General features: G+C 62.8%; 13 protein-coding genes. 7 read left to right on the top strand and 6 right to left on the bottom strand.

Going from position 1 to position 19334, the window contains the following annotated elements; genetic code table 11:
• The first annotated feature begins 129 nt into the window (after window positions 1-129).
• Both AWB78_RS29515 and AWB78_RS29510 read left to right on the top strand, forming a co-directional pair.
• Complete coding sequence (locus AWB78_RS29515; protein WP_062609963.1) at window positions 130-834, top strand: glutathione S-transferase N-terminal domain-containing protein; 705 nt, start codon at window positions 130-132, stop codon at window positions 832-834.
• A 230-nt stretch (window positions 835-1064) separates the two neighbouring features.
• A complete protein-coding gene (locus tag AWB78_RS29510) occupies window positions 1065-2612 on the top strand; it encodes a methyl-accepting chemotaxis protein (protein WP_062609961.1) in 1548 nt (515 codons plus the stop codon).
• A gap of 111 nt (window positions 2613-2723) precedes the next feature.
• Here the strand turns inward: AWB78_RS29510 and AWB78_RS46835 are convergent, their stop codons facing one another.
• Window positions 2724-2924: a hypothetical protein gene (locus AWB78_RS46835; protein ID WP_157697665.1), complete on the bottom strand. Its 201-nt coding sequence runs from the start codon at window positions 2922-2924 to the stop codon at window positions 2724-2726.
• On the opposite strand from AWB78_RS46835, the gene AWB78_RS29505 reads away from it, so the two are divergent.
• A complete protein-coding gene (locus AWB78_RS29505; protein WP_062610052.1) occupies window positions 2923-3297 on the top strand; it encodes a hypothetical protein in 375 nt (124 codons plus the stop codon). The genes AWB78_RS46835 and AWB78_RS29505 overlap by 2 nt on opposite strands.
• 92 nt (window positions 3298-3389) lie before the next feature.
• On the opposite strand, the gene rpoD is transcribed toward AWB78_RS29505, so the two are convergent.
• From rpoD to AWB78_RS29480, 5 genes are all read right to left on the bottom strand, one after another.
• Window positions 3390-5396: an RNA polymerase sigma factor RpoD gene (rpoD, locus tag AWB78_RS29500; RefSeq protein WP_062609958.1), complete on the bottom strand. Its 2007-nt coding sequence runs from the start codon at window positions 5394-5396 to the stop codon at window positions 3390-3392.
• 301 nt (window positions 5397-5697) lie between these two features.
• A complete protein-coding gene (locus AWB78_RS29495) occupies window positions 5698-7050 on the bottom strand; it encodes a replication protein O (RefSeq protein ID WP_232477933.1) in 1353 nt (450 codons plus the stop codon).
• A 317-nt stretch (window positions 7051-7367) separates the two neighbouring features.
• Window positions 7368-8339 carry a ParB/RepB/Spo0J family partition protein gene (locus AWB78_RS29490; RefSeq protein ID WP_062609954.1) on the bottom strand — a complete coding sequence of 324 codons (972 nt, stop codon included), beginning with the start codon at window positions 8337-8339 and terminating at the stop codon, window positions 7368-7370.
• Window positions 8340-9518, bottom strand: a complete 1179-nt coding sequence (locus AWB78_RS29485; RefSeq protein ID WP_062609952.1) for a ParA family protein — start codon at window positions 9516-9518, stop codon at window positions 8340-8342. It abuts the gene before it with no gap.
• Window positions 9519-9709: 191 nt separating this feature from the next.
• Window positions 9710-11644 carry a site-specific integrase gene (locus AWB78_RS29480; protein ID WP_062609950.1) on the bottom strand — a complete coding sequence of 645 codons (1935 nt, stop codon included), beginning with the start codon at window positions 11642-11644 and terminating at the stop codon, window positions 9710-9712.
• A gap of 246 nt (window positions 11645-11890) precedes the next feature.
• On the opposite strand from AWB78_RS29480, the gene AWB78_RS29475 reads away from it, so the two are divergent.
• The 4 genes from AWB78_RS29475 (at window position 11891) to AWB78_RS29460 (ending at window position 18303) form a co-directional block, all read left to right on the top strand.
• Entirely contained in the window at window positions 11891-13234 is a 1344-nt protein-coding gene (locus tag AWB78_RS29475) for an Nramp family divalent metal transporter (protein WP_062609948.1), read from the top strand.
• A 52-nt stretch (window positions 13235-13286) separates the two neighbouring features.
• Window positions 13287-14450: a dienelactone hydrolase family protein gene (locus tag AWB78_RS29470; RefSeq protein WP_062609946.1), complete on the top strand. Its 1164-nt coding sequence runs from the start codon at window positions 13287-13289 to the stop codon at window positions 14448-14450.
• 150 nt (window positions 14451-14600) lie between these two features.
• Window positions 14601-15950 carry a pectate lyase-fold domain-containing protein gene (locus AWB78_RS29465; protein ID WP_062609943.1) on the top strand — a complete coding sequence of 450 codons (1350 nt, stop codon included), beginning with the start codon at window positions 14601-14603 and terminating at the stop codon, window positions 15948-15950.
• A 22-nt stretch (window positions 15951-15972) separates the two neighbouring features.
• On the top strand, window positions 15973-18303 hold the full coding sequence (locus AWB78_RS29460) for a cytochrome P450/oxidoreductase (RefSeq protein ID WP_062609940.1): 2331 nt from the start codon (window positions 15973-15975) through the stop codon (window positions 18301-18303).
• The last annotated feature ends 1031 nt before the right edge of the window (window positions 18304-19334 follow it).

The following is a 19334-nucleotide window of genomic DNA, read 5'->3' as shown; positions in this document are numbered from 1 at the left end:
GCGAGTCTGTACGAGATCCCTCAATCTATTCTTTTCGATGCGTCGATCCGATGACAGCGCGCAAAGACCGCGCGAACAGGAAATCCGTGAAATCGTTATATTCAGCGATTCGACCTTCGAGGACCTTACATGACAGTGCTTTCGGATTTCCCCATCACGCGCAAATGGCCCGCTCAGCATCCCGAGCGTATTCAGCTCTACTCGCTGCCGACGCCCAATGGCGTGAAAGTCTCGATCATGCTCGAGGAAACCGGCTTGCCCTACGAGCCGCATCTCGTGCGCTTCGACAGGAACGAACAGATGTCAGACGAGTTTCTGTCGCTGAATTTGAACAACAAGATTCCCGCGATCATCGATCCGGACGGACCGAACGGCGAGCCGATGCCGCTGTTCGAATCCGGCGCGATTCTCGTCTATCTCGCGGCGAAGAGCGGACAGCTCATGCCCGACGACATCGCGAAGCGCTACGAAACGCTGCAATGGCTGATGTTCCAGATGAGCGGCATCGGCCCGATGTTCGGTCAGGTCGGCTTCTTTCATAAGTTCGCCGGCAAGGACTACGAAGACAAGCGGCCGCGCGCGCGTTATGTCGCGGAGTCGAAGCGGCTGCTCGCGGTGCTCGACAAGCGGCTCGACGGACGCGACTGGATCATGGGCGACGCGTACGGCATCGCGGATATCTCGGTGTTCCCTTGGGTGCGGAATCTGATCGGGTTCTACGAAGCGCGCGAGCTCGTCGATTTTCACGAGTTCGGGAACGTCGAGCGCGCGCTCGGTGCTTTCCTCGCGCGGCCCGCCGTGCAGCGCGGGCTCGACATTCCGAAGCGCGACTGACGCTCGTTCTCGCCCGCGCCGGCGCGGCTCGGCACGGGCATCCTCCCTTCTTGTCGCGTTTGCGCACGCAAACGTATGCGCTGCGTCATTCATCCGGCTGTCACATAACCGTCTTATAGCCCCGGTAGATTGCGCTTTCCAAAAAACGTCTGACCATTGACCATTTCGCGCCGCGCAACGCCGCGCGCCAGGCCACGGACTTCCTCGCGCACTTCTCTTCTCTACCGAACATGTCAAAGCTCACCGTCAAGGCGCGCCTCGCGATCGTCACGGGCGCGGTCGCCGCCGTGCTCGTCGCCGTCGGCAGCGTCGGATTATTCGGCGTCCAGCAAGGCAATGCCGCGCTGCGTCACGTCTTCGAAGGCCGCGCGCAGGCGCTGCAAACCATCTCGACGATCGACGAACTCATCACGCAAAGCCAGTTCGCGATCAGCGACGCCGTGCTCGATCCGTCGGCGCAAAAGACGCAGACCGTCGTCGCGGCGACACAGCAGCGCATCACGAAGATCGACGCCCTGCTCGGCCGCTATCTGCGCTATCCGCTCGATGCCACCGAAGCGCCGCTCGCCCGACGCCTCGCCGCCGATTGGGCGACGTTGCGCGACAAAGGCTTTCGCCCGACGACGAACCTGCTTGCCGCGAACAATCTCTCCGAAGCGCAATGGATCGTCACGCAGCAGATCGAGCCGTCGGCCGCGCGCGTCAAGAAGGAAAGCACGGATTTGCGCGCGTTCCAGCTCACCGCCGCGCAACAGGAGTACGACGAAGCGCAGCGTGTGAGCCGCATCGTGCAGAGGACCGTCGGTGGATGCATCGTCGCGGGCGTCGCGCTCGTCGGATGGCTGTGCTTTTCGATGGCGCGCACGCTGATCCGCCAACTCGGCGGCGAACCGGCGCTCGCGGCGAGCGTTGCACGGCGCGTGTCGCAGGGCGATTTGCTGATGGATGTGCCCGTCGCGCGCGGCGACACGCAAAGTCTCATGCACGCGATGAGCCTGATGCGCAGCCAGCTTGCGGCGATGGTCGGCGACATCAAGCGTTCGACGGACACCATCGGCATCGCGGCGGCGGGTATCACCGAAGGGAATCACGCGCTGTCCACGCGCACCGAAGAGCACGCGGCGAGCTTGCAGCAGACATCCGCGAGCATGGAGCAGATCGCATCCACGGTGCGCGCGAACGCCGATCACGCGAACCGCGCGCGCGAGCTCGCGAAGGAAGCGTCGGCGCGCGCGAAGGACGGTGAACGCGCGGTCTCCGACGCCATCGCGCGCATGACCGATCTCGCTTCGCGGTCGGCGCAGATCGGGCAGATCACGGATGTCATCGAATCGATCGCGTTTCAGACGAATCTGCTCGCGCTGAATGCGGCCGTGGAAGCGGCGCGCGCCGGATCGCTCGGGCGCGGCTTTGCGGTCGTCGCGGAGGAAGTGCGCGCGCTCGCGCGCCGTTCGTCGGGCGCGGCGAAGGAAATCTCGCAGTTGACGCGCGAAGTGAACGCGCATGTCGAATCGAGCGGCTCGACGGTGAAGCGCGCCGGCACGACACTCGCCGATCTGCTGGAGTCCGTCGACGGCGTATCCGCGCTGGTCGAAGCGATCGCGACGGCTTCGCGCGAGCAGAGCAGCGGCATCGATGAAGTGAACGACGCCGTCTCGCAGATGGACCGGCTCATGCAAAAGAACGCGGCGCTCGTCAACGAAGCGGCCACGGCCGCACTCTCGCTCGATGTGCAAGCGCGCGAACTCAGGCAGACCGTGCAGGCGTTCCAGGTTTGAGGCGTTGAATTTCGCCGCGCGTGCATTCATTGCTCGCCCGGCTTTTTTTACGGCGCTGGCGCCGCCCAAAGAGCGACTTTCGCCGTCACCGACGCGGTTTGCATAACGGGTTCACAATGGGAGGCGAAGCAGCGCGCGAATTTCGCACGGCGGGTTAAATGCGTTACGCATCAAGACGTTGCGCCGGCGATGCTCAGGATATCCACATGCTTGTGCACGGAAACTGTGGACAAGCTCCATCCATTTCATCCGACGCGAATTCGCCCGACGCGCACGTTCTTCGATGCGACGTTTGACGATGGTGACGCTCATGGATGCCCTTCCCCGCTCTTTCCGCGCTCGCGATTTTTCTGTCCGCGCCCTGCGCGCGCGACGCTTTCACGCCGCCGCGATAGCCGGCCTGATCTGCGCCGCGACACATGCGCAGACGCAATGCCCCGGCTACGTTGAGACCGACGCCGGCAGCGCGTTCGATATCGCGTCGATCATCAGGGATACGGGTTCGCCGGAATCGGCGCTCGACAAGATACGGAACGCTGTGGCGCGCGTGAACGCCGGCGGCGGATGCGCGATCTTTCGCGATCGCCTCGCGTGCGAGGAAACGCTCACGCTCGCCAATAAGGCAATCGCCGCGCTGCAGGCGTGCGCGTCGCCGACCGTGCCGAAGAACACGAAACGTGGTTGATGCTTCTCCGGAAATAAAAAAGCGCGTGCCGCCTGATTCGGCGGCACGCGCTTTCGAGTACACCCGAACGTAAGTCCGGGCGGCTCGGAGGATCAGCGATCCAGGAACGGACGCAGCTTGTCGGCGCGGCTCGGATGCATAAGCTTGCGCATCGCCTTGCTTTCGATCTGACGAATACGCTCGCGCGTCACGTCGAACTGCTTGCCCAACTCTTCGAGCGTGTAGTCCGAAGCCGTGTCGATACCGAAGCGCATGCGCAGCACTTTCGCCTCGCGCGGCGACAGTGCGTTCAGCGCGTCGTCGATCGCGGCGCGCATGTTCGCGTGCACCGCCGCGTCCGCCGGCGATGCGGCGCCCTGGTCTTCGATCATGTCGCCGAGCGTTGCATCGGCATCTTCACCGACCGGCGTTTCCAGCGACACCGGCTGCTTCGCGATCTTGAGAATGCCGCGGATTTTTTCCTCGGGCATTTCCATGCGCTCGGCGAGCACCGACGGATGCGCTTCCTGACCCGTCTGCTGCAGAATCTCGCGCGAAATGCGGTTCAGCTTGTTGATCGTTTCGATCATGTGAACCGGCACGCGGATCGTGCGCGCCTGATCGGCAAGCGAACGCGTCACAGCCTGACGAACCCACCACGTCGCATACGTCGAAAACTTCCAGCCGCGGCGATATTCGAACTTGTCCACCGCCTTCATCAGACCGATGTTGCCTTCCTGGATCAGATCCAGGAACTGCATGCCGCGATTGACGTACTTCTTCGCGATCGAAATGACGAGACGCAGGTTCGCCTCGATCATCTCGCGCTTCGCCTGACGCATCTTCAGCTCTGCAGCCGTCATGCGACGGTTGATCTGCTTCAGTTGCTGGAGCGGCATCGCGACCACGCCTTCGATGTCGATGAGCTTTTGCTGCTCGGCCTGAATCGCCGGCAGGCTGCGCTCGAGCGACGCACCATATTGCTTCGAGCCCGCTGCCGCACGCGACGTCCATTCGAGATCCGTCTCATGACCGACGAACGATTCGACGAACTTCTCACGCGGCATGCCGCAACGGTCCACCGCGATCTGCAGCACGCGACGTTCGATATCGCGGACTTGCGCGACTTGCTGCTGAACGTTGGCGCACAGGCGATCGATGGTCTTCGCCGTGAAGCGGATCGTGCCGAGCTCGCGCTGGATTTCGGCGCGCGCCTTTTCGACCGCCTTGGCCGCGACCGCGCCGGTGCCCTTAGGATTGCTTGCCTGTTCCGCCAGCTCGCTCACGCGCCCGAAGATTTCGAGGCAATCGGCCTTCAGCTGCTTGAGACGCGCTTCGTTCGATGCGCTCGCATCGCCGCCGCCGTCCATATCGTCGTCGTCATCTTCGTCGCCGTCGGATTCGTCGGTGTCCGTATCGATGTCGGTCGAGTCGTTTGTTTCGGGAGACGAAATGTCTTCGTCCGCCGAATCGTCTTCCTTCAGGCCGTCGACGAGTTCGTCGATCTTCAGCTCACCCGATTCGACTTGCGCCGCGTCCGCGAGAATGGTCGAAACCGTCGACGGACATGCCGCGATCGCCTGAATCATCTCGTGCAAACCGTCTTCGATGCGCTTCGCAATGGCGATTTCGCCCGCGCGCGTGAGCAGCTCGGTCGCGCCCATTTCGCGCATGTACATGCGGACGGGATCGGTCGTGCGGCCGAATTCGGAATCGACCGTGGACAGCGCGTTTTCCGCTTCCTCGTCCGATTGCTCGTCGGAAACGACGCTCGGCGCGCTGTCGCTCAGGAGCAGCGTCTCGGCATCGGGCGCCTGCTCATAGACCGCGACGCCCATGTCGTTGAACGTGCTGATGACGGTTTCCATCGCCGCAGTTTCGGCGAAGTTATCCGGCAGATGGTCGTTGATCTCGGCGTGCGTGAGATAACCACGCTCCTTGCCCAACTGAATGAGCGCGCGCATCTGGCGCTGACGCTCTTCGTTCTGCTCCGCGGTCATTGCGACATCGGGCTGCATCGTGCCGGCCTGGCCCTTTGCCTTGTTCGCCCGTCGGCCCGCGCCCTTTCGCGCCGGCGCGACGATATCCAGCTCCGAATCTTCCCGATCAAAACTTGCCATACTTTCTCCTCGACAGGTTTGCTCGGCGACGACAGATCCCCGGAAGCGAGCGTGACGGCTCGCGATGATATCGACGACAGCTTCGACCACGGACGGCTTGCTGAAAATCGCATCGAGCAAAGCACACAGACCGCATGCGAACGCGGTTTGCGTTTTTCAATCGCCCTCTCAGGCGCAACCTTAGAGTATACCAGCATTTGTTGCGACGCAGCAGGTTTTCGAAGAGTTTTGTTAACGCGTTTCGTTTTCGATATTTGTCTGATGAAAAGCGGCGCGTTTTCTCGAATCCCGGTGCATGGCGTCAGCACTGCGTGCCGGATGTATCCGCAGGCCTCGCCGTCGAGGCCACGCGCGATACTGCCTTCAAAAGCGAACTCAAAGGGGCCGAGCCTGACCGGTTTGGATTCGTCGGCTTCAACTCGTCCCGTGCTTTGATAGTTGGGGCAATACCCGCGCGCTTCAAGCGAAGAAGTGTTTTGAGATCAGCGAGATGCGATTCGAAGCTGCGAGCGGGTCCGGCGGCGTCCGCGCGGATTTGCGGCGGCGTAGGCCGATGCGCTTGCGTGTCTCCACCGATATCCGGCGCCGGCTGATGCTCATCGCCGGGGTGCGTTGACACGATATGTCCGGCATCTAGCGCCGCGAGGAAATCGTGGGCCCACGCGCCGGCATGCACGCGTGGCTGCGGTTCGTCGCGATGATGGATGACGATGGACAAGGTGTCATCGGCAATCCGATACCGACGGAGTCCGTCGCGGCTAGCGAACGTTCGGCCAGCTAGATCGGCAACGGCCACCTCAGTGCGTTTGGCAAGGATGCGCTGCTGCTCTCTCTCGTCGGCAGCGGCACGTTGACTTCGAACACGGAACGCGAAATCGACGGGAGCGCGCAACAGGGCGCGCAGGTAACTGATCGGCCGTGCCGCCCGTCGCAAATGATTCCAACTGGCTTCCACGACGTCCGAGAGAAGCTTGCCGCAAAGCTTCGCCTCTCGCATCAGCTTGAAGATCAGGAATTCACGAAATCCCAGAGACAGCAGGCGTTGGAGGTCGGCAGGCAGTCGTCCTGGTTGTCTCTTTTGAGTATCAGGGATTAGATCCTTATATATAGGGCCGTCTGCCACCGTGACAGACGGAGTGGCCAAGGAAATCGAAGGGTCGACGCGATTGGTGTCTTCCCGGTCGACGGAAGACAACTTGTCCGATTGCATGACCGTCTCGACGAGACCGAGCAGGGCGGCCGCCTTTGCCGTCAGATGAATGTAGGCGCGACCAAACAGTCCGGCGGCTCCGTATCGCGTCTGCGGCGGGCGTGTGATGAAACCCGCGCTCTCGAGATCATCCATGCTTCGATAGAAGGTGCGCATGGACTGCTGCGCACGGCCCGTGAGCAATTCTCGTCGCGCGAAGATCGGTGCGTAGGGACGCGATGCGTCGACCGTGCGCGCCAGGGCAGCGAATAGAGCGCGTGCGCGTGCGGGCAGGGCGGTGGTGTAAGTCGCGCGATGTGCGGCTCGAAAGATGACCCACGGCAGGTTGGATCGGTCGCAGGCATATTCGTCGAGAGCCTGCTGATCAGCTGCTACGGAAGTCGATTCGGAAATCTGCGGGCGAGAAACGACCTCGCCTGCAACGGAATGTTGCGCGATACGCATGTCAAGTACGTCCATTTCGAAAAATGGAAGACAAACGCTTGACTGCCGATCGCGTTCCGCTAAACTTCGAGGTGTGTACTCGTGACCCGATTGGCGTCGGGAAGCGGACCGGGCGATAAGCAGTTAAGCCCGATATTCAAAAGCCTTCGGTTGGCGCCGAAGGCTTTTGTCTTTCTACAGCTTGCTCGTTACATAGCAGCCTCGTCAGTGCTTTTCATCAAGTCATTGATTTCTAAGGAAGTTCTACTAGGCTCAAGAACCAGTGATTTCGTTTGATTCACTAAGTTGCTGATTTAAAACGAAAACCTAGTAGAGCCCTAGTCCTGCCCCGACTCACTCAACGTCTTGTTGATGAAGTCGGCAATTTTCTGTCCCCATTGCTCCGCGTCCGTCGCGTCTTTCTCGAAGAAGCGCACGCCAACCACTCCGTTTCTGGTGGAAATCTCGCAAACTTTCCTTCGACCCGATCTGACCACGGTGGCGCTCGGAGCTGCCGCGCGAGGCTTCTCTGCCGCCATCGCAACAGCCTTGTCCTGAGTGAAATTTTCGTCGTCGATCAGGCGGCGGACCGCCTCTACAACTTTGTCCGACTTGCCTGCTTCCGTCAGTGCGGCGAGCTTTTGCGCTGCATTGCTTCCCAGTCGTTCGGGCTTTTCGGCGAGCGCCACCTTGGCAGCCTCGGGAAGCGCATCGAAGGAAAAGATTCGCGTGACGTGGCTCTTGCTCAGCCCGGCGCTTTCCGATATCTCGGCGCGCGACAGGCCGCTCAACTCTTGCAGCCGCTTGAAGTTCCAATACTTCTCGAAGTCTGTCAGCGACGGCGATAGCAGGTTCGAAAAGAACGCCGCGAACTCGATCTCGCCTTCTTCGATCGACGCAACGTTGGCGCGAATCGTCGACCGCCCAAGCTCGCGATACGCGGCCACACGGTTGTGGCCCGCGACGATCTCATAGCGGTCATCCGGCAGCGTGCGCACCAAAATTGGCGTGGCGAGCGCGTGCTGCGCGAGGTTGCTCTTCAGTTCCTGAAACTGCTCGGCGGTGAGCTTGCGGCGGCGTCCACTTACTTCGACGAGCGCGTCGAGCGGCACTTCCAGTGCCGCCCGCTCCTCGAGTTGCGTTTCGAGCTCCTTGATACGAGCCTGCGCCGTATTGATGCGGTGCTGCGCGTCCATCAGCCGCCCCGGCGACGTGCGCGGCTCGTTATTGACCGGCCGCGGTTGTGTCGTTTCTGCCGGCTTGTTGCCGATGTTCGCTGTCTTGGCGAGGAGTCTGTCCCCGATGCCCATTTATGCCTCCGGCTGGTTCCACGCGCGAACGAACTGCGCGTCGAGATGTTCGGCGAGCCGGTCGAGCGGCTCCTTGAATCGGTTGTATGCGGCCGTGCTGCCGTCCGGCTTCGACAAGTCATAGACCGTCGACAGTTGCGCCGACGCGCCCTTCGGCACCGTCGACTCCGGAATCTCGAAGGGCAGCACGCGATCGCCATAGGCTTTCTGCAGCCAGCCGCGCACGACGCGCGAGACGTCGTCGGATTTCGCCTTCGTCATGATCACGTTGACGAAATCGAAGCGCTTCTGCTCGAGCACGCCGGGCAGCTTCTTCGCGATATCGGCGAAGAGATGCCAGAACTGCGTCGAACTCGCGAAGTCGAGCGCCTCAGGCGGGCAGGGCAGCAGAATCGCATCCGACGCGAGCAGCGCGTTGATGGTCAGGTAGCTGAGCGCCGGAGGCGTGTCGATCACGATGGCGTCGTACTCGTCCGTGAGCGGCATCAAACCCTTGCGGACGATTTCCCAAAATTCGAACGTGCTGTCGTTCAGAACCTTCGCGGGAATCTCGAATTCGGCGTCGAAGAGTGACGACGAAGCTGGAATCAGATCGAGGTTGTGCCAGTACGTTTCCTGCACGGCGTAGTGCAGCGTCTGCTGGTCGCCGTAGATCAGCGGAAGAAGGGTCTGATCGTCAGAGATCTCCGCGTCGGGCGCCCACCCGCACAGTTGTGTGGTCGTGCCCTGCGGATCGCAGTCGATGACGAGCACGCGTCGTCCGAGCAGCGTCAAAGCCTGCGCAGCCGACACGGCGGTGGTCGTCTTTGCGACGCCGCCCTTGAAGTTCGCGATGGTCACGATGCGGCCGCGTCTGCCTTCCGGCCGACGGGTGCGCTCCTTGGTCGCTCGAATCCACGTCAAGGCTTCCTCGAGCGTGAACTCCTTGCTGCGGCCCGCGCCCTTGGACGTCCCCGCAGGCAAATCGCCCTTGGTCGTCAGGTATTGGAACCGCTGCTTGTCGATACCGCACAACGAAGCGACTTGCGCGCTCGTGAATGTTGGCGCGCTTTTGCGCGGATACGGCTCCAACATCGCATCGCGGATCTGATTGAGAATGTCAGTGGCTTGGGCGGCCACCCCCAAGAGCGTTTCGATCGAAACGGATTGATCGACTTCGGGAAGCCGAGCGCTTAGCATGGAGTTCGCAGTCACTGGCGGGCCTGGGTAAGCAAATAATTCTTCGGTTTGTGGAAAACAAGCTGCAAACCGAAGAATAAACGGCGAACCGGTAAACCTCAAGTAAACTCTGAAGTACTTGATCGCCCGCGCAGGGCATTTTTACAACGCCGGCGACTTGTGTAAACGCGAAATCGGGGCTAGACGGCGGTTTACTTGCCGGCCGAGGCGCTGCGGACGAGCCGCTCGACGCCCAGAAAGCGTCCGATGTCCTCGTTTTTGAGATATAGCGAGGTGGTCGAGAGATCGGCATGACCGAGGCCGGCGCTGACTTCGCGCAGTTCCGCGCCGTGCCCGAGCGCGTGCGTGGAATGGGTATGGCGCAACCAGTGCGTGCTGGCGCGCTTCAAATCCCGGCCGCTGCCGGGCGTGCGCGATTCCAGTAACGCCGCCGCATTCGAGAAAATGCTCTTGAATATCTTGCCGATACCGTCCGGCGTGAGTGGCTGACCGCCGCGCGCCTGAGCCAGGATCGGCGTGCCTTCGGCGCAATCCAGCGGGCTCGGCAAGCCGCGCAGAGCGAGGTTTTCCTCCAAAGCCTCCACGACGACCGGCGGCAGAAGCACCGTGCGCGCCGAGCCACGAGTCTGATTGACGGCGAGCCGCCAGACCGGGCCCTCCACGCCGGACAAACGCCCGACGCTCAGGGCATCCGTCGTCGCGGCGGCGAGTTCCGCGCGGCGCAGGCCGGTCGCGTAAGCCAGCAGTAGCGCCAATCTGTCGCGATGCTCGGAAAAGGAAAATTCGCCGCGCTCGACCGACTGCAGCACGCCTTTCCACTGCTCGACGTCGAGCGTGCGCGACGCCGATTCGAAAACAGGCGGCGACGCGACGCGCGCGAATCCGGCGAACGGATTGACCGCCAGATAACGTTCGCCGACGAGCCACTCGCACATCGCGCTCAAGATCGAACGCGCTGTTTCCCGGCTGCGATCGGATAGCGGACCGGCGAACGGCCGCCAGCTGTGGAAGCACCGCTCGCCGCGCAGCGCCGCGATCCAGCGGGCGGCCGGCTGCGGATTCGACAGAAACACGCCCATATATTCAGCGCATTCGACGTGATCGAGCGACGAAAGCGGTTTGCCTTTTTCCACCAATGCCCATAACAGCAGGCGCTCGGCCTCGCGCCGATATGCGCGCCGCGTGTGCGCGCTGTTCGAGCGGGCGTCGAGCCACGCGCAAATAGCGCGTAAATCGGTGTCGAATCGCGCGCCGGCGGCTGCCCGATTCGACCCTTTCGACCCATCCAGCGCCCCCGGAACGCGGAGCGTTTCGAGCGGCGCGATGACGACCGCATCGGGTTCGCCGATCTCCAGATGCCCGGCCGGTTCGACATCGTTCGCGCGCCACTGCCGCCGCGGCACCAATGCAGCCGGCGACAGCGTGCGCCGAAGCGCCTGTGCGTGAAGGTGCAGCCAGTCGACGACCCGTTGCGCCCCTTTCGGACCGAGCCGCGGCACGGCCACATACCAGCGATGGCGCCGACGCTCGATCAGTTCGATGACATCCGCGAGCGTCGCGAGCCCCGCCGCGCTCAGCCGTGCCGCGATAGCCGGCTCGAACCAGCCGTCGATGGGATGATCGGGACTCGGATCCTGCGCGAGCGACGCCTCCATGCGCGCGAGGGCTTCCGCCTGACGCCGCCGCAGCCTTGCGTTGCGCGCCGCTCGCCGATCAACGGCGGGCGAGGTGCCCGGCGGATATTCCTCCTCGTACAACGCCAGCAATTCGGACTCGCCATACACGCCGTCGGGGTCGATCCGTTCGCGGAAGTCGTCGAGCGTGGGCGCGGCTGCAGCGGGCGCTGGCTCGAAAAGCGGAATGCTTCCTGGACGAAGGCGCAGCAGGTGCGCGGCCTCGGTGTCGCGCGCGCGGCGGGCGAGGACCGAAAGCGTGTCGCGCAGGGCGTCGATGAGCCGTCGAGTGGCACGGACGTCTGTCGCGGCATCGCCGTACGATGCGTGCAACTGTGCCTCGGCGACGCCATCGAGATAGCCGCGATAAAGCGCGAAATGCTGGCGCGTAAGACGCCTCGGCGCGCGCGTGCGGAGCGCCCCCGACGTGAGATTGACGGCACCGTCTGCCAAACGTTGTCCCGGGGTAGCGCTGACGCCAGCTTTTTCTGCTTTCTTTTCAATCATTTGCGGCGAGGTTATCAACCAGCTTCGAATTTGACAAGAAAAATCGCTAAATCTGATAAGTCGAATTATCAGCATTGACGATGGATTTAGGCAAGCCGTGCCTTCCATCACCTCGGCGTGCTTGAATGTTCATCCGGCCCGGCGCATATTTTCAGCACGACTACCGCCGGTATCCGCAGGAGAAACGAGCCGATGCTTGATCCTGTACGCCCCGCTTCGAAGCCGCCCGAGCAGGACGACACCTTCCGCCCGAGCCTGCCGGAGGTGTACGCGACAATACAGGTTCCGACGACCGGCCGATGGATTCGCCGCTTCCTCGCGTTCGCCGGTCCGGGTTACATGATCTCCGTCGGCTATATGGATCCGGGCAACTGGGCGACCGACATCGCGGGCGGCTCGCGCTTCGGCTATACGCTGCTCACTGTCGTCCTGCTGTCGAACCTGATGGCGATTCTCCTCCAGGCGTTGGCCGTGCGGCTGGGTGTCGCCACCGGTCGCGACCTCGCCCAGGCGTGCCGCGACCATTATTCGAAGCCGGTGAATTTCGCGCTGTGGCTCGCGTGCGAGGCCGCGATTGTCGCGTGCGACCTGGCCGAAGTGATCGGCACCGCGATCGCGCTGCAACTGCTCTTCGGCATCCCGTTGATCGCGGGCGCGCTCCTCACCGCGCTCGACGCGTTCCTGCTGCTTCTGCTGATCAACAAGGGCTTTCGCTTGCTGGAGGCGTTCGTCATTTCGTTACTGATCGTGATCGCGGGCTGCTTCGCGCTGCAGATCGCCGCAGCCTCGCCGCCACTCGCCGATGTACTGCGCGGCTTCGTGCCGTCGCCGCGTATCGTTGCCGATCGCGAAATGCTCTATGTGGCGATCGGCATTCTCGGCGCGACGGTCATGCCGCACAATCTGTATCTGCATTCGTCGGTCGTGCAGACGCGCGCGTACGGCAAGTCGGTCGCGGCGCGGCGTGATGCGATCCGCTGGGCGACGATCGACAGCACCATCGCGCTGACGCTCGCGCTCTTCATCAACGCGGCGATTCTGATCGTCGCCGCCGCCGTCTTCCATGCGAGCGGCCACGACGACGTTGCCGAAATCGGCGACGCGTTCCGCCTGCTGACGCCGCTGCTCGGCCTCTCGATCGCGTCGACGCTCTTCGCGGTCGCGCTGCTCGCGTCGGGCCTCAACTCGACCGTCACCGCGACGCTCGCCGGCCAGATCGTGATGGAAGGTTTCCTGCGCCTACGGATTCCGAACTGGGCGCGGCGGCTCATCACGCGCGGCATCGCCATCGTTCCGGTGATCGTCGTGACGGCGATTTACGGCGAGAAGGGCACGGGCCAACTGCTCGTGCTGAGCCAGGTGATCCTGTCGATGCAACTGCCGTTCGCGGTGATTCCGCTCGTGCGATTCGTGTCGGATCGCCGCAAGATGGGCGTTTTCGCGATCTCGCGCTGGACGAGCGCACTGGCGTGGCTGGTCGCGGGCGCGATCGTCGTGCTGAACGTCAAATTGCTCGCCGATACGCTGCTATCGTGAGTACGCGGCGAGCGCCGCGACAAACCTCTCTATATATAAGGAAACGAAAACAATGAGCGGCACGTTCATCGACATCACGCTTCGCGATGGCACGACCATTCCCGCCTACGTGACGCAGCCCGCGAAGGGCTCGGGGCCGGGCATCGTTTTGCTGCACGACACGGCGGGCCTCGACGACTTCGTCCGGCAGACCGCCGACCTGTACGCCGAAGAAGGTTATGTCGTGCTCGCGCCGCAACTTCCCGGCCACGATCCGAAGCCCGGCGGCATTGCGGCCGAAAACTTCGCGGCGCTCGTCGACGACCTGCGCGCGCTGCCGCAGCATGCGGGCAAGGTCGGCGTGGTGGGCTTCGGGCGCGGCGGCCGGTTCGCGACGCGCATCGCCGCGCAGGCCGATGTCGATTGCGCCGCCTGCTACGACGCCGACGACGTCGCCGCCTGCCTCGCCGATATCCCGACGATCCGATGCCCGATGGTCTTCCACTTCTCCGGGGAAGGCGTGCCGATGCAGCGTGAGGTCGAAGCGGCATTCGCGGGCAAGCCCCACATCGAGCGCTACGTGTATCCCGGCACCGTGCCGGGGTTCATCGTGTCGGGCAGCGAACACTTCGACAAGCCCGCCGCGCTGATGGCCTATTCGCGCACGCTTGCGATGCTGCGCAAGGTGCTCGGTCCGATCTTCGATCTCGATCACTTGTGGGAGCAGCATTGCTACTTCGAGTTCGGCACGCGCGATGTCGACGCCGTCATGCCGACGATGGTCGCCGAGCCCTACGTGAATCACGTGCCGACGATGACGGGCGGCGTCGGACACGATCAGCTCAAGCGCTTCTATACCTATCACTTCGTCCATTCGAATCCGGCCGACACGAAGCTGATTCCCGTATCGCGGACGATCGGCGCGGATCGTGTCGTCGACGAGTTCGTGTTTTGCGCGACGCACGACCGCGAGATCGACTGGCTGCTGCCCGGTCTCGCGCCGACGGGGAAATACTTCGAAGTTCCGATGCTCGCCGTGATCCGCTTTCGCGGCGACAGGCTCTATAACGAGCACATCTACTGGGATCAGGCTTCGGTGCTCGTGCAGATCGGCGTGCTGAATCCGGAGGGTTTGCCTGTCGCGGGACGGCAGACTGCCCGCAAGCTGATCGATGAAACGCTGCCGAGCAACGAGCTGATGCCAAACTGGACATCGAGCGAGGGCAGACCGATTTGATGCAGCGCGGTTCTCACAACGGCATCGGATGAACTACTCTGCACAGAATGTTGCCGACGAGCAGGAATCTGTCGAGCACGGGGCATCATGGTAACGATGCACGGCACTGCTGACTAATTCGAAATCGTCGTCCGCAAGGTCGGAGAAGTCATGCGCTGCTCGTCGCTTCAGGTTCGATCGGCGCCGCTCGCTCATGCGCTATCGCTCGCGTTCGGCGTCGCCTGTTTCTTTCGCGTGTTGCCCGCGCTCGGTGCGTGCAACAACACCGCGCCGCCGTCCGGCGAGACCGCCACGTGCGACAACCGTTTGCCGATCCCGCCGGATGCGCGCGTCATCGCCGTTTCGGGCACTGTCGATGTGACGCCGGGCTCGGCGCTCGTTCTCGTCGACAGTCATGGTCTCTTCGTGCGTGATGCCAGCACTGCGACGAACCGCGGGACGCTGCGCCTGAACGCGGACCACTACGACGGCATGGCATCGCAGAGCAGCGCGACCGGCCGCAACACGCTCGTGAACCGCGGCGCCGTTCTGACGACGGGCGCCGGCTCCGAAGCGATGTTCAGCAGCGCGGCTGCGGTCGCGATGCGCAAGGAAGCGGGCAGCATGCTCTCGACCCGCGGCGTGAACGTCACGGCGATGAACGATTTCGGCGGCCCGGGCGGCGGCACGCTGATCAACGATGGCTCTATCTCGACGACGGGCGCGGCGGCTCACGGCACGTTCCCCAATGGCGCCGTCACAGGAAGCGGCGGCCGGAGCGTGATCGTGAACAGCGGCGACATCGACGTAACGGGCAGCGATGCGCACGGCATCGTTTCGCTCGATGCATCGCCGGACACGGTGACCAACGCAGGGAGCATCGTCGCGCGCGGGGGCGGCGGCCCCGACGCGTTCGTGAACGCGGCGAGCGGGGTCGTCGCGAACGGCGGCGGCACGCTCGACAATGCGGGCACCATTCAAGGCGCGACGGGCGTGACGATCGCCAATGGCGGCGCGACCATCGTCAACAGCGGCACGATCCGCGGCTTCGCGCATGAGGCGATCGTGGCGGTCGGCAGGATCGACATCTCGATCACCAACAGCGGCACGATCGCGGGAGGCGCGGGCGTCGCCGTGCGAACGGACACCGGCAGCGACGCGTTCGACATGATCGGCGGCGTCGTGACAGGGCAGATTCGCCAGGGCGACGGCATCGACACTTTCACGATGACGGCGGGCCAGGTCGATTCGGTGGATCAGGGCGATGGCCGCGACACGTTCACGATGTCGGGCGGACGCGTCGTCGGCGCGTTGGCGAGCGCGGATATCGTGCACATCACGAACGGGCGCATCGGCAATGCCGACCTGAACGTGGGCGCGAATCTCTTCGATATGTCGGGCGGTCAGGTCGATACCAACGTGACGGCCGCAATGTCGGGGGCTCGCATCGCAGCGCGATCGAAGGCGGAGCGGGCGTGCGCTGGAAGTGGTGAGCCGTTGCATACTATGGTCACGCCATAAAACAATGAATCCGGAGACAAGCATGACCGACGTGGCCGGCGACAACCGCGCGCCCCAATGTCCCTTCCATGAAAGCACCCGCGCTCCGAACGGCTGCCCGGTGAGCGCGCGCGCCGCCGAGTTCGATCCGTTCGGCGACGGCTATCAGCAAGACCCGCCCGAATATGTGCGCTGGGCGCGCGAACAGGAACCGGTGTTCTACAGCCCGAAACTCGGCTACTGGGTCGTCACGCGCTACGACGACATCAAGGCGATCTTCCGCGACAACCTCACGTTCAGCCCGTCGATCGCGTTGGAAAAGATCACGCCGACCGGCCCGGAAGCGAACGCGGTGCTCGCGTCCTACGGCTTCGCGCTGAACCGCACGCTCGTGAACGAGGACGAACCCGCGCACATGCCGCGCCGCCGCGCGCTCATGGACCCGTTCACGCCCGAGGCGCTCGCGCATCACGAGCCGATGGTCCGCGCGCTCGCGCGTGACTATGTCGACCGCTTCATCGACGATGGCCGCGCCGATCTCGTCGATCAGATGTTGTGGGAAGTGCCGCTCACCGTCGCGCTGCATTTTCTCGGCGTGCCCGAGGAAGACATGGACACGCTGCGCCGCTATTCGATCGCGCATACGGTCAATACGTGGGGACGGCCGAAGCCCGAAGAGCAGGTCGAAGTCGCGCATGCGGTCGGCAAGTTCTGGCAGTACGCGGGCAAGGTGCTCGACAAGATGCGCGAGGACCCGTCCGGCCCCGGCTGGATGCAATACGGCATTCGCAGGCAGAAGGAATTGCCCGAGGTCGTGACCGACTCGTATCTGCATTCGATGATGATGGCCGGCATCGTCGCCGCGCACGAAACGACAGCCAACGCCACCGCGAATGCGCTCAAGCTGCTGCTGCAGCATCCGCAGGCATGGCGCGATATCTGCAAAGACCCGAGCCTGATCCCGAACGCGGTCGAAGAGTGTCTGCGTCACAACGGTTCCGTCGCGGCATGGCGGCGGCTCGCGACGAAGGACGTGACGATCGGCGGCATCGACATTGCGGCGGGCTCGAAGCTGTTGATCGTCACATCGTCGGCGAATCACGATCAGCATCAATTCGCCGATGCCGATCTCTTCGACATCCGCCGCGAAAACGCCAGCGATCAACTGACGTTCGGCTACGGCGCGCATCAGTGCATGGGCAAGAATCTCGCGCGCATGGAGATGCAGATTTTTCTCGACGAGCTCACGCGCCGCCTGCCGCACATGCGCCTCGCCGAGCAGCGCTTCACGTATGTGCCGAACACGTCGTTTCGCGGGCCGGAGCATCTTTACGTCGAATGGAACCCGGCGATGAATCCGGAGCGCGCGGACCCGTCGGTGCGCGAGGCGCGGGCGGCGGTGCGGATCGGCGAGCCGTCGTCTCATGCCGTGAGCCGCGCGGTGATCGTCGATTCGATCGATGCGCGCGCAGATCGCATCGTGCGCGTGCGCCTGGTCTCGGCGGACGGTCGCGATCTGCCGCGCTGGACCGCCGGCTCGCATATCGATGTCGTGTGCGGCGAGACCGGCCTTTCGCGCCAGTATTCGCTATGCGGCGATCCCGACGATCGGCGCGCGTTCGAGATCGCCGTGCTGCGCGAGACGGCGAGCCGCGGCGGTTCGGCATGGGTTCACGACAACGTAAAGCCCGGCGCGCACTGGCGCATCCGCGGCCCGCGCAATCACTTCCGGCTCGACGAAACCGCGAAAAAGCTCGTGCTGATCGCGGGCGGCATCGGCATCACGCCAATCAGCGCGATGGCGCGCCGCGCGCGTGCGCTTGGCATCGACTACGCACTGCATTACAGCGGACGCTCGCGCATGTCGATGGCTCTGCTCGACGAGTTGCGCGCGCTGCACGGCGCGCGCCTCTTCGTGTACGTGTCGGGAGAAGGCGCGCGCAACGATTTCACGTCGCTCGAAGTGGACGAAGGCACGCAGGTCTATGCATGCGGCCCCGCGCGCATGCTCGACGCGCTCGGCGAAGCGAGCGCGGCGTGGCCCGAGGACGCGTTGAAAATCGAGCACTTCGAATCGAAGCTCGGCACGCTCGATCCGGACAAGGAACAGGCGTTCGAGGTCGAACTGAAGGATTCGGGCCTCGTGCTGAACGTGCCCGCCGATCAGACGCTCCTCGCGACGCTCAGGCGCGCGAACGTCGATGTGCAGAGCGACTGCGAGGAAGGGCTGTGCGGATCATGCGAAGTGCGCGTGCTCGACGGTGAGGTCGATCACCGCGACGTCGTGCTCACCAAAGGCGAACGTCAGTCGAACAACCGGATGATGGCGTGCTGTTCGCGTGCGCGAAGCAAAAAACTCGTTCTCGCGCTTTGACGATTTAGCGGATTTCGCGCGGCTCTCGTTGTCCGCGCGAAATCGTTTTACTCGCCGACAGGATGGCATTATGTCGCGGCAATCTGCGATCGATTAACTGCACACTGTTCATGAGGCGGTCATATATCAGCGGTATCCACTAAGGGTTGACGTTCGATAAAGACGTATTGGTTATACCCAGTAGTTAATTCGCATATAAAGAATCACGCTGCGAGCGGCTGATATTCGCAATATGCATGGGCGGCATGCACAGGAATAACTGCTTCCAGGCAGCTACACGGGCTCTGCGCACGTGTCACGTATTTGCCCGAACGCCGTCGATTGATCATACAACCTGCGCAATTTTCACCGTCATATAGGATGATTAATGCACGTGCGTTCGAGCAATTGCGCGATATTCGGCAGGTTTGTTAAGGGACTTTTTACTCAAACTAGGGTTTATACCTACTAATATGAAATTTTTTACGCATGTTTTGCGTTTAGAATTGTTACTAATTTGGTGCGTCGCACAAGCACGCACGACCGAATAACTTCCAATATGCCTGTTTGCGAATCGGCGCGAATGTCCGCGCGGCGGAATCACGCTCATGCGATTCCTCGCAGCCAGGCGAAAGAGAAGGCCGGTGCTGAACCTGAGAGATTTTATTAAAGGCCCATATAAATGGACCATGCAATAGGCTGCGAGTTTGCCGCATCCCGTTCGGGAATTTTGCTGCGGAGCGTACCTTGTCCGGCAGGCGAGGTACTCCTGTAGTTGGCGCGGCGCTCGTCGTCATCGCTCGCTCATGCATCGGACGGTCGGACGTGGCTCCGTCTCGGCGATGCGCACCAATCCGCCCGAGTTCGAATCGGACTCACCCAGTCCATTTCCATATGGATGCGCTTTTTCGCGTCGCGCGTAGCTCACCGCGACGGGGAATTCCGCTCACGTTTTCGCTGTTTGACGAGGATAGAAAATGACTGACGTAGTGATCGTATCGGCCGCGCGTACGGCGGTAGGCAAGTTCGGCGGTTCGCTCGCGAAGATCGCG

This window comes from Caballeronia calidae (genome assembly GCF_900044055.2).
GTDB classification, from domain to species: Bacteria; Pseudomonadota; Gammaproteobacteria; order Burkholderiales; family Burkholderiaceae; genus Caballeronia; species Caballeronia calidae.
Note: the sequence above shows the minus strand (reverse complement) of the source record. Positions and strands in the feature narration are given on the sequence as shown.

What these genes read in the sequence shown, in the direction of transcription:
- AWB78_RS29515 (WP_062609963.1), top strand. Translation starts at nt 130, where the DNA reads ATGACAGTGCTTTCGGATTTCCCCATCACGCGCAAATGGCCCGCTCAG.
- AWB78_RS29510 (WP_062609961.1), top strand. Translation starts at nt 1,065, where the DNA reads ATGTCAAAGCTCACCGTCAAGGCGCGCCTCGCGATCGTCACGGGCGCG.
- AWB78_RS29505 (WP_062610052.1), top strand. Translation starts at nt 2,923, where the DNA reads ATGGATGCCCTTCCCCGCTCTTTCCGCGCTCGCGATTTTTCTGTCCGC.
- AWB78_RS46835 (WP_157697665.1), bottom strand. Translation starts at nt 2,924, where the DNA reads ATGAGCGTCACCATCGTCAAACGTCGCATCGAAGAACGTGCGCGTCGG.
- rpoD (WP_062609958.1), bottom strand. Translation starts at nt 5,396, where the DNA reads ATGGCAAGTTTTGATCGGGAAGATTCGGAGCTGGATATCGTCGCGCCG.
- AWB78_RS29495 (WP_232477933.1), bottom strand. Translation starts at nt 7,050, where the DNA reads ATGCGTATCGCGCAACATTCCGTTGCAGGCGAGGTCGTTTCTCGCCCG.
- AWB78_RS29490 (WP_062609954.1), bottom strand. Translation starts at nt 8,339, where the DNA reads ATGGGCATCGGGGACAGACTCCTCGCCAAGACAGCGAACATCGGCAAC.
- AWB78_RS29485 (WP_062609952.1), bottom strand. Translation starts at nt 9,518, where the DNA reads ATGCTAAGCGCTCGGCTTCCCGAAGTCGATCAATCCGTTTCGATCGAA.
- AWB78_RS29475 (WP_062609948.1), top strand. Translation starts at nt 11,891, where the DNA reads ATGCTTGATCCTGTACGCCCCGCTTCGAAGCCGCCCGAGCAGGACGAC.
- AWB78_RS29470 (WP_062609946.1), top strand. Translation starts at nt 13,287, where the DNA reads ATGAGCGGCACGTTCATCGACATCACGCTTCGCGATGGCACGACCATT.
- AWB78_RS29465 (WP_062609943.1), top strand. Translation starts at nt 14,601, where the DNA reads ATGCGCTGCTCGTCGCTTCAGGTTCGATCGGCGCCGCTCGCTCATGCG.
- AWB78_RS29460 (WP_062609940.1), top strand. Translation starts at nt 15,973, where the DNA reads ATGACCGACGTGGCCGGCGACAACCGCGCGCCCCAATGTCCCTTCCAT.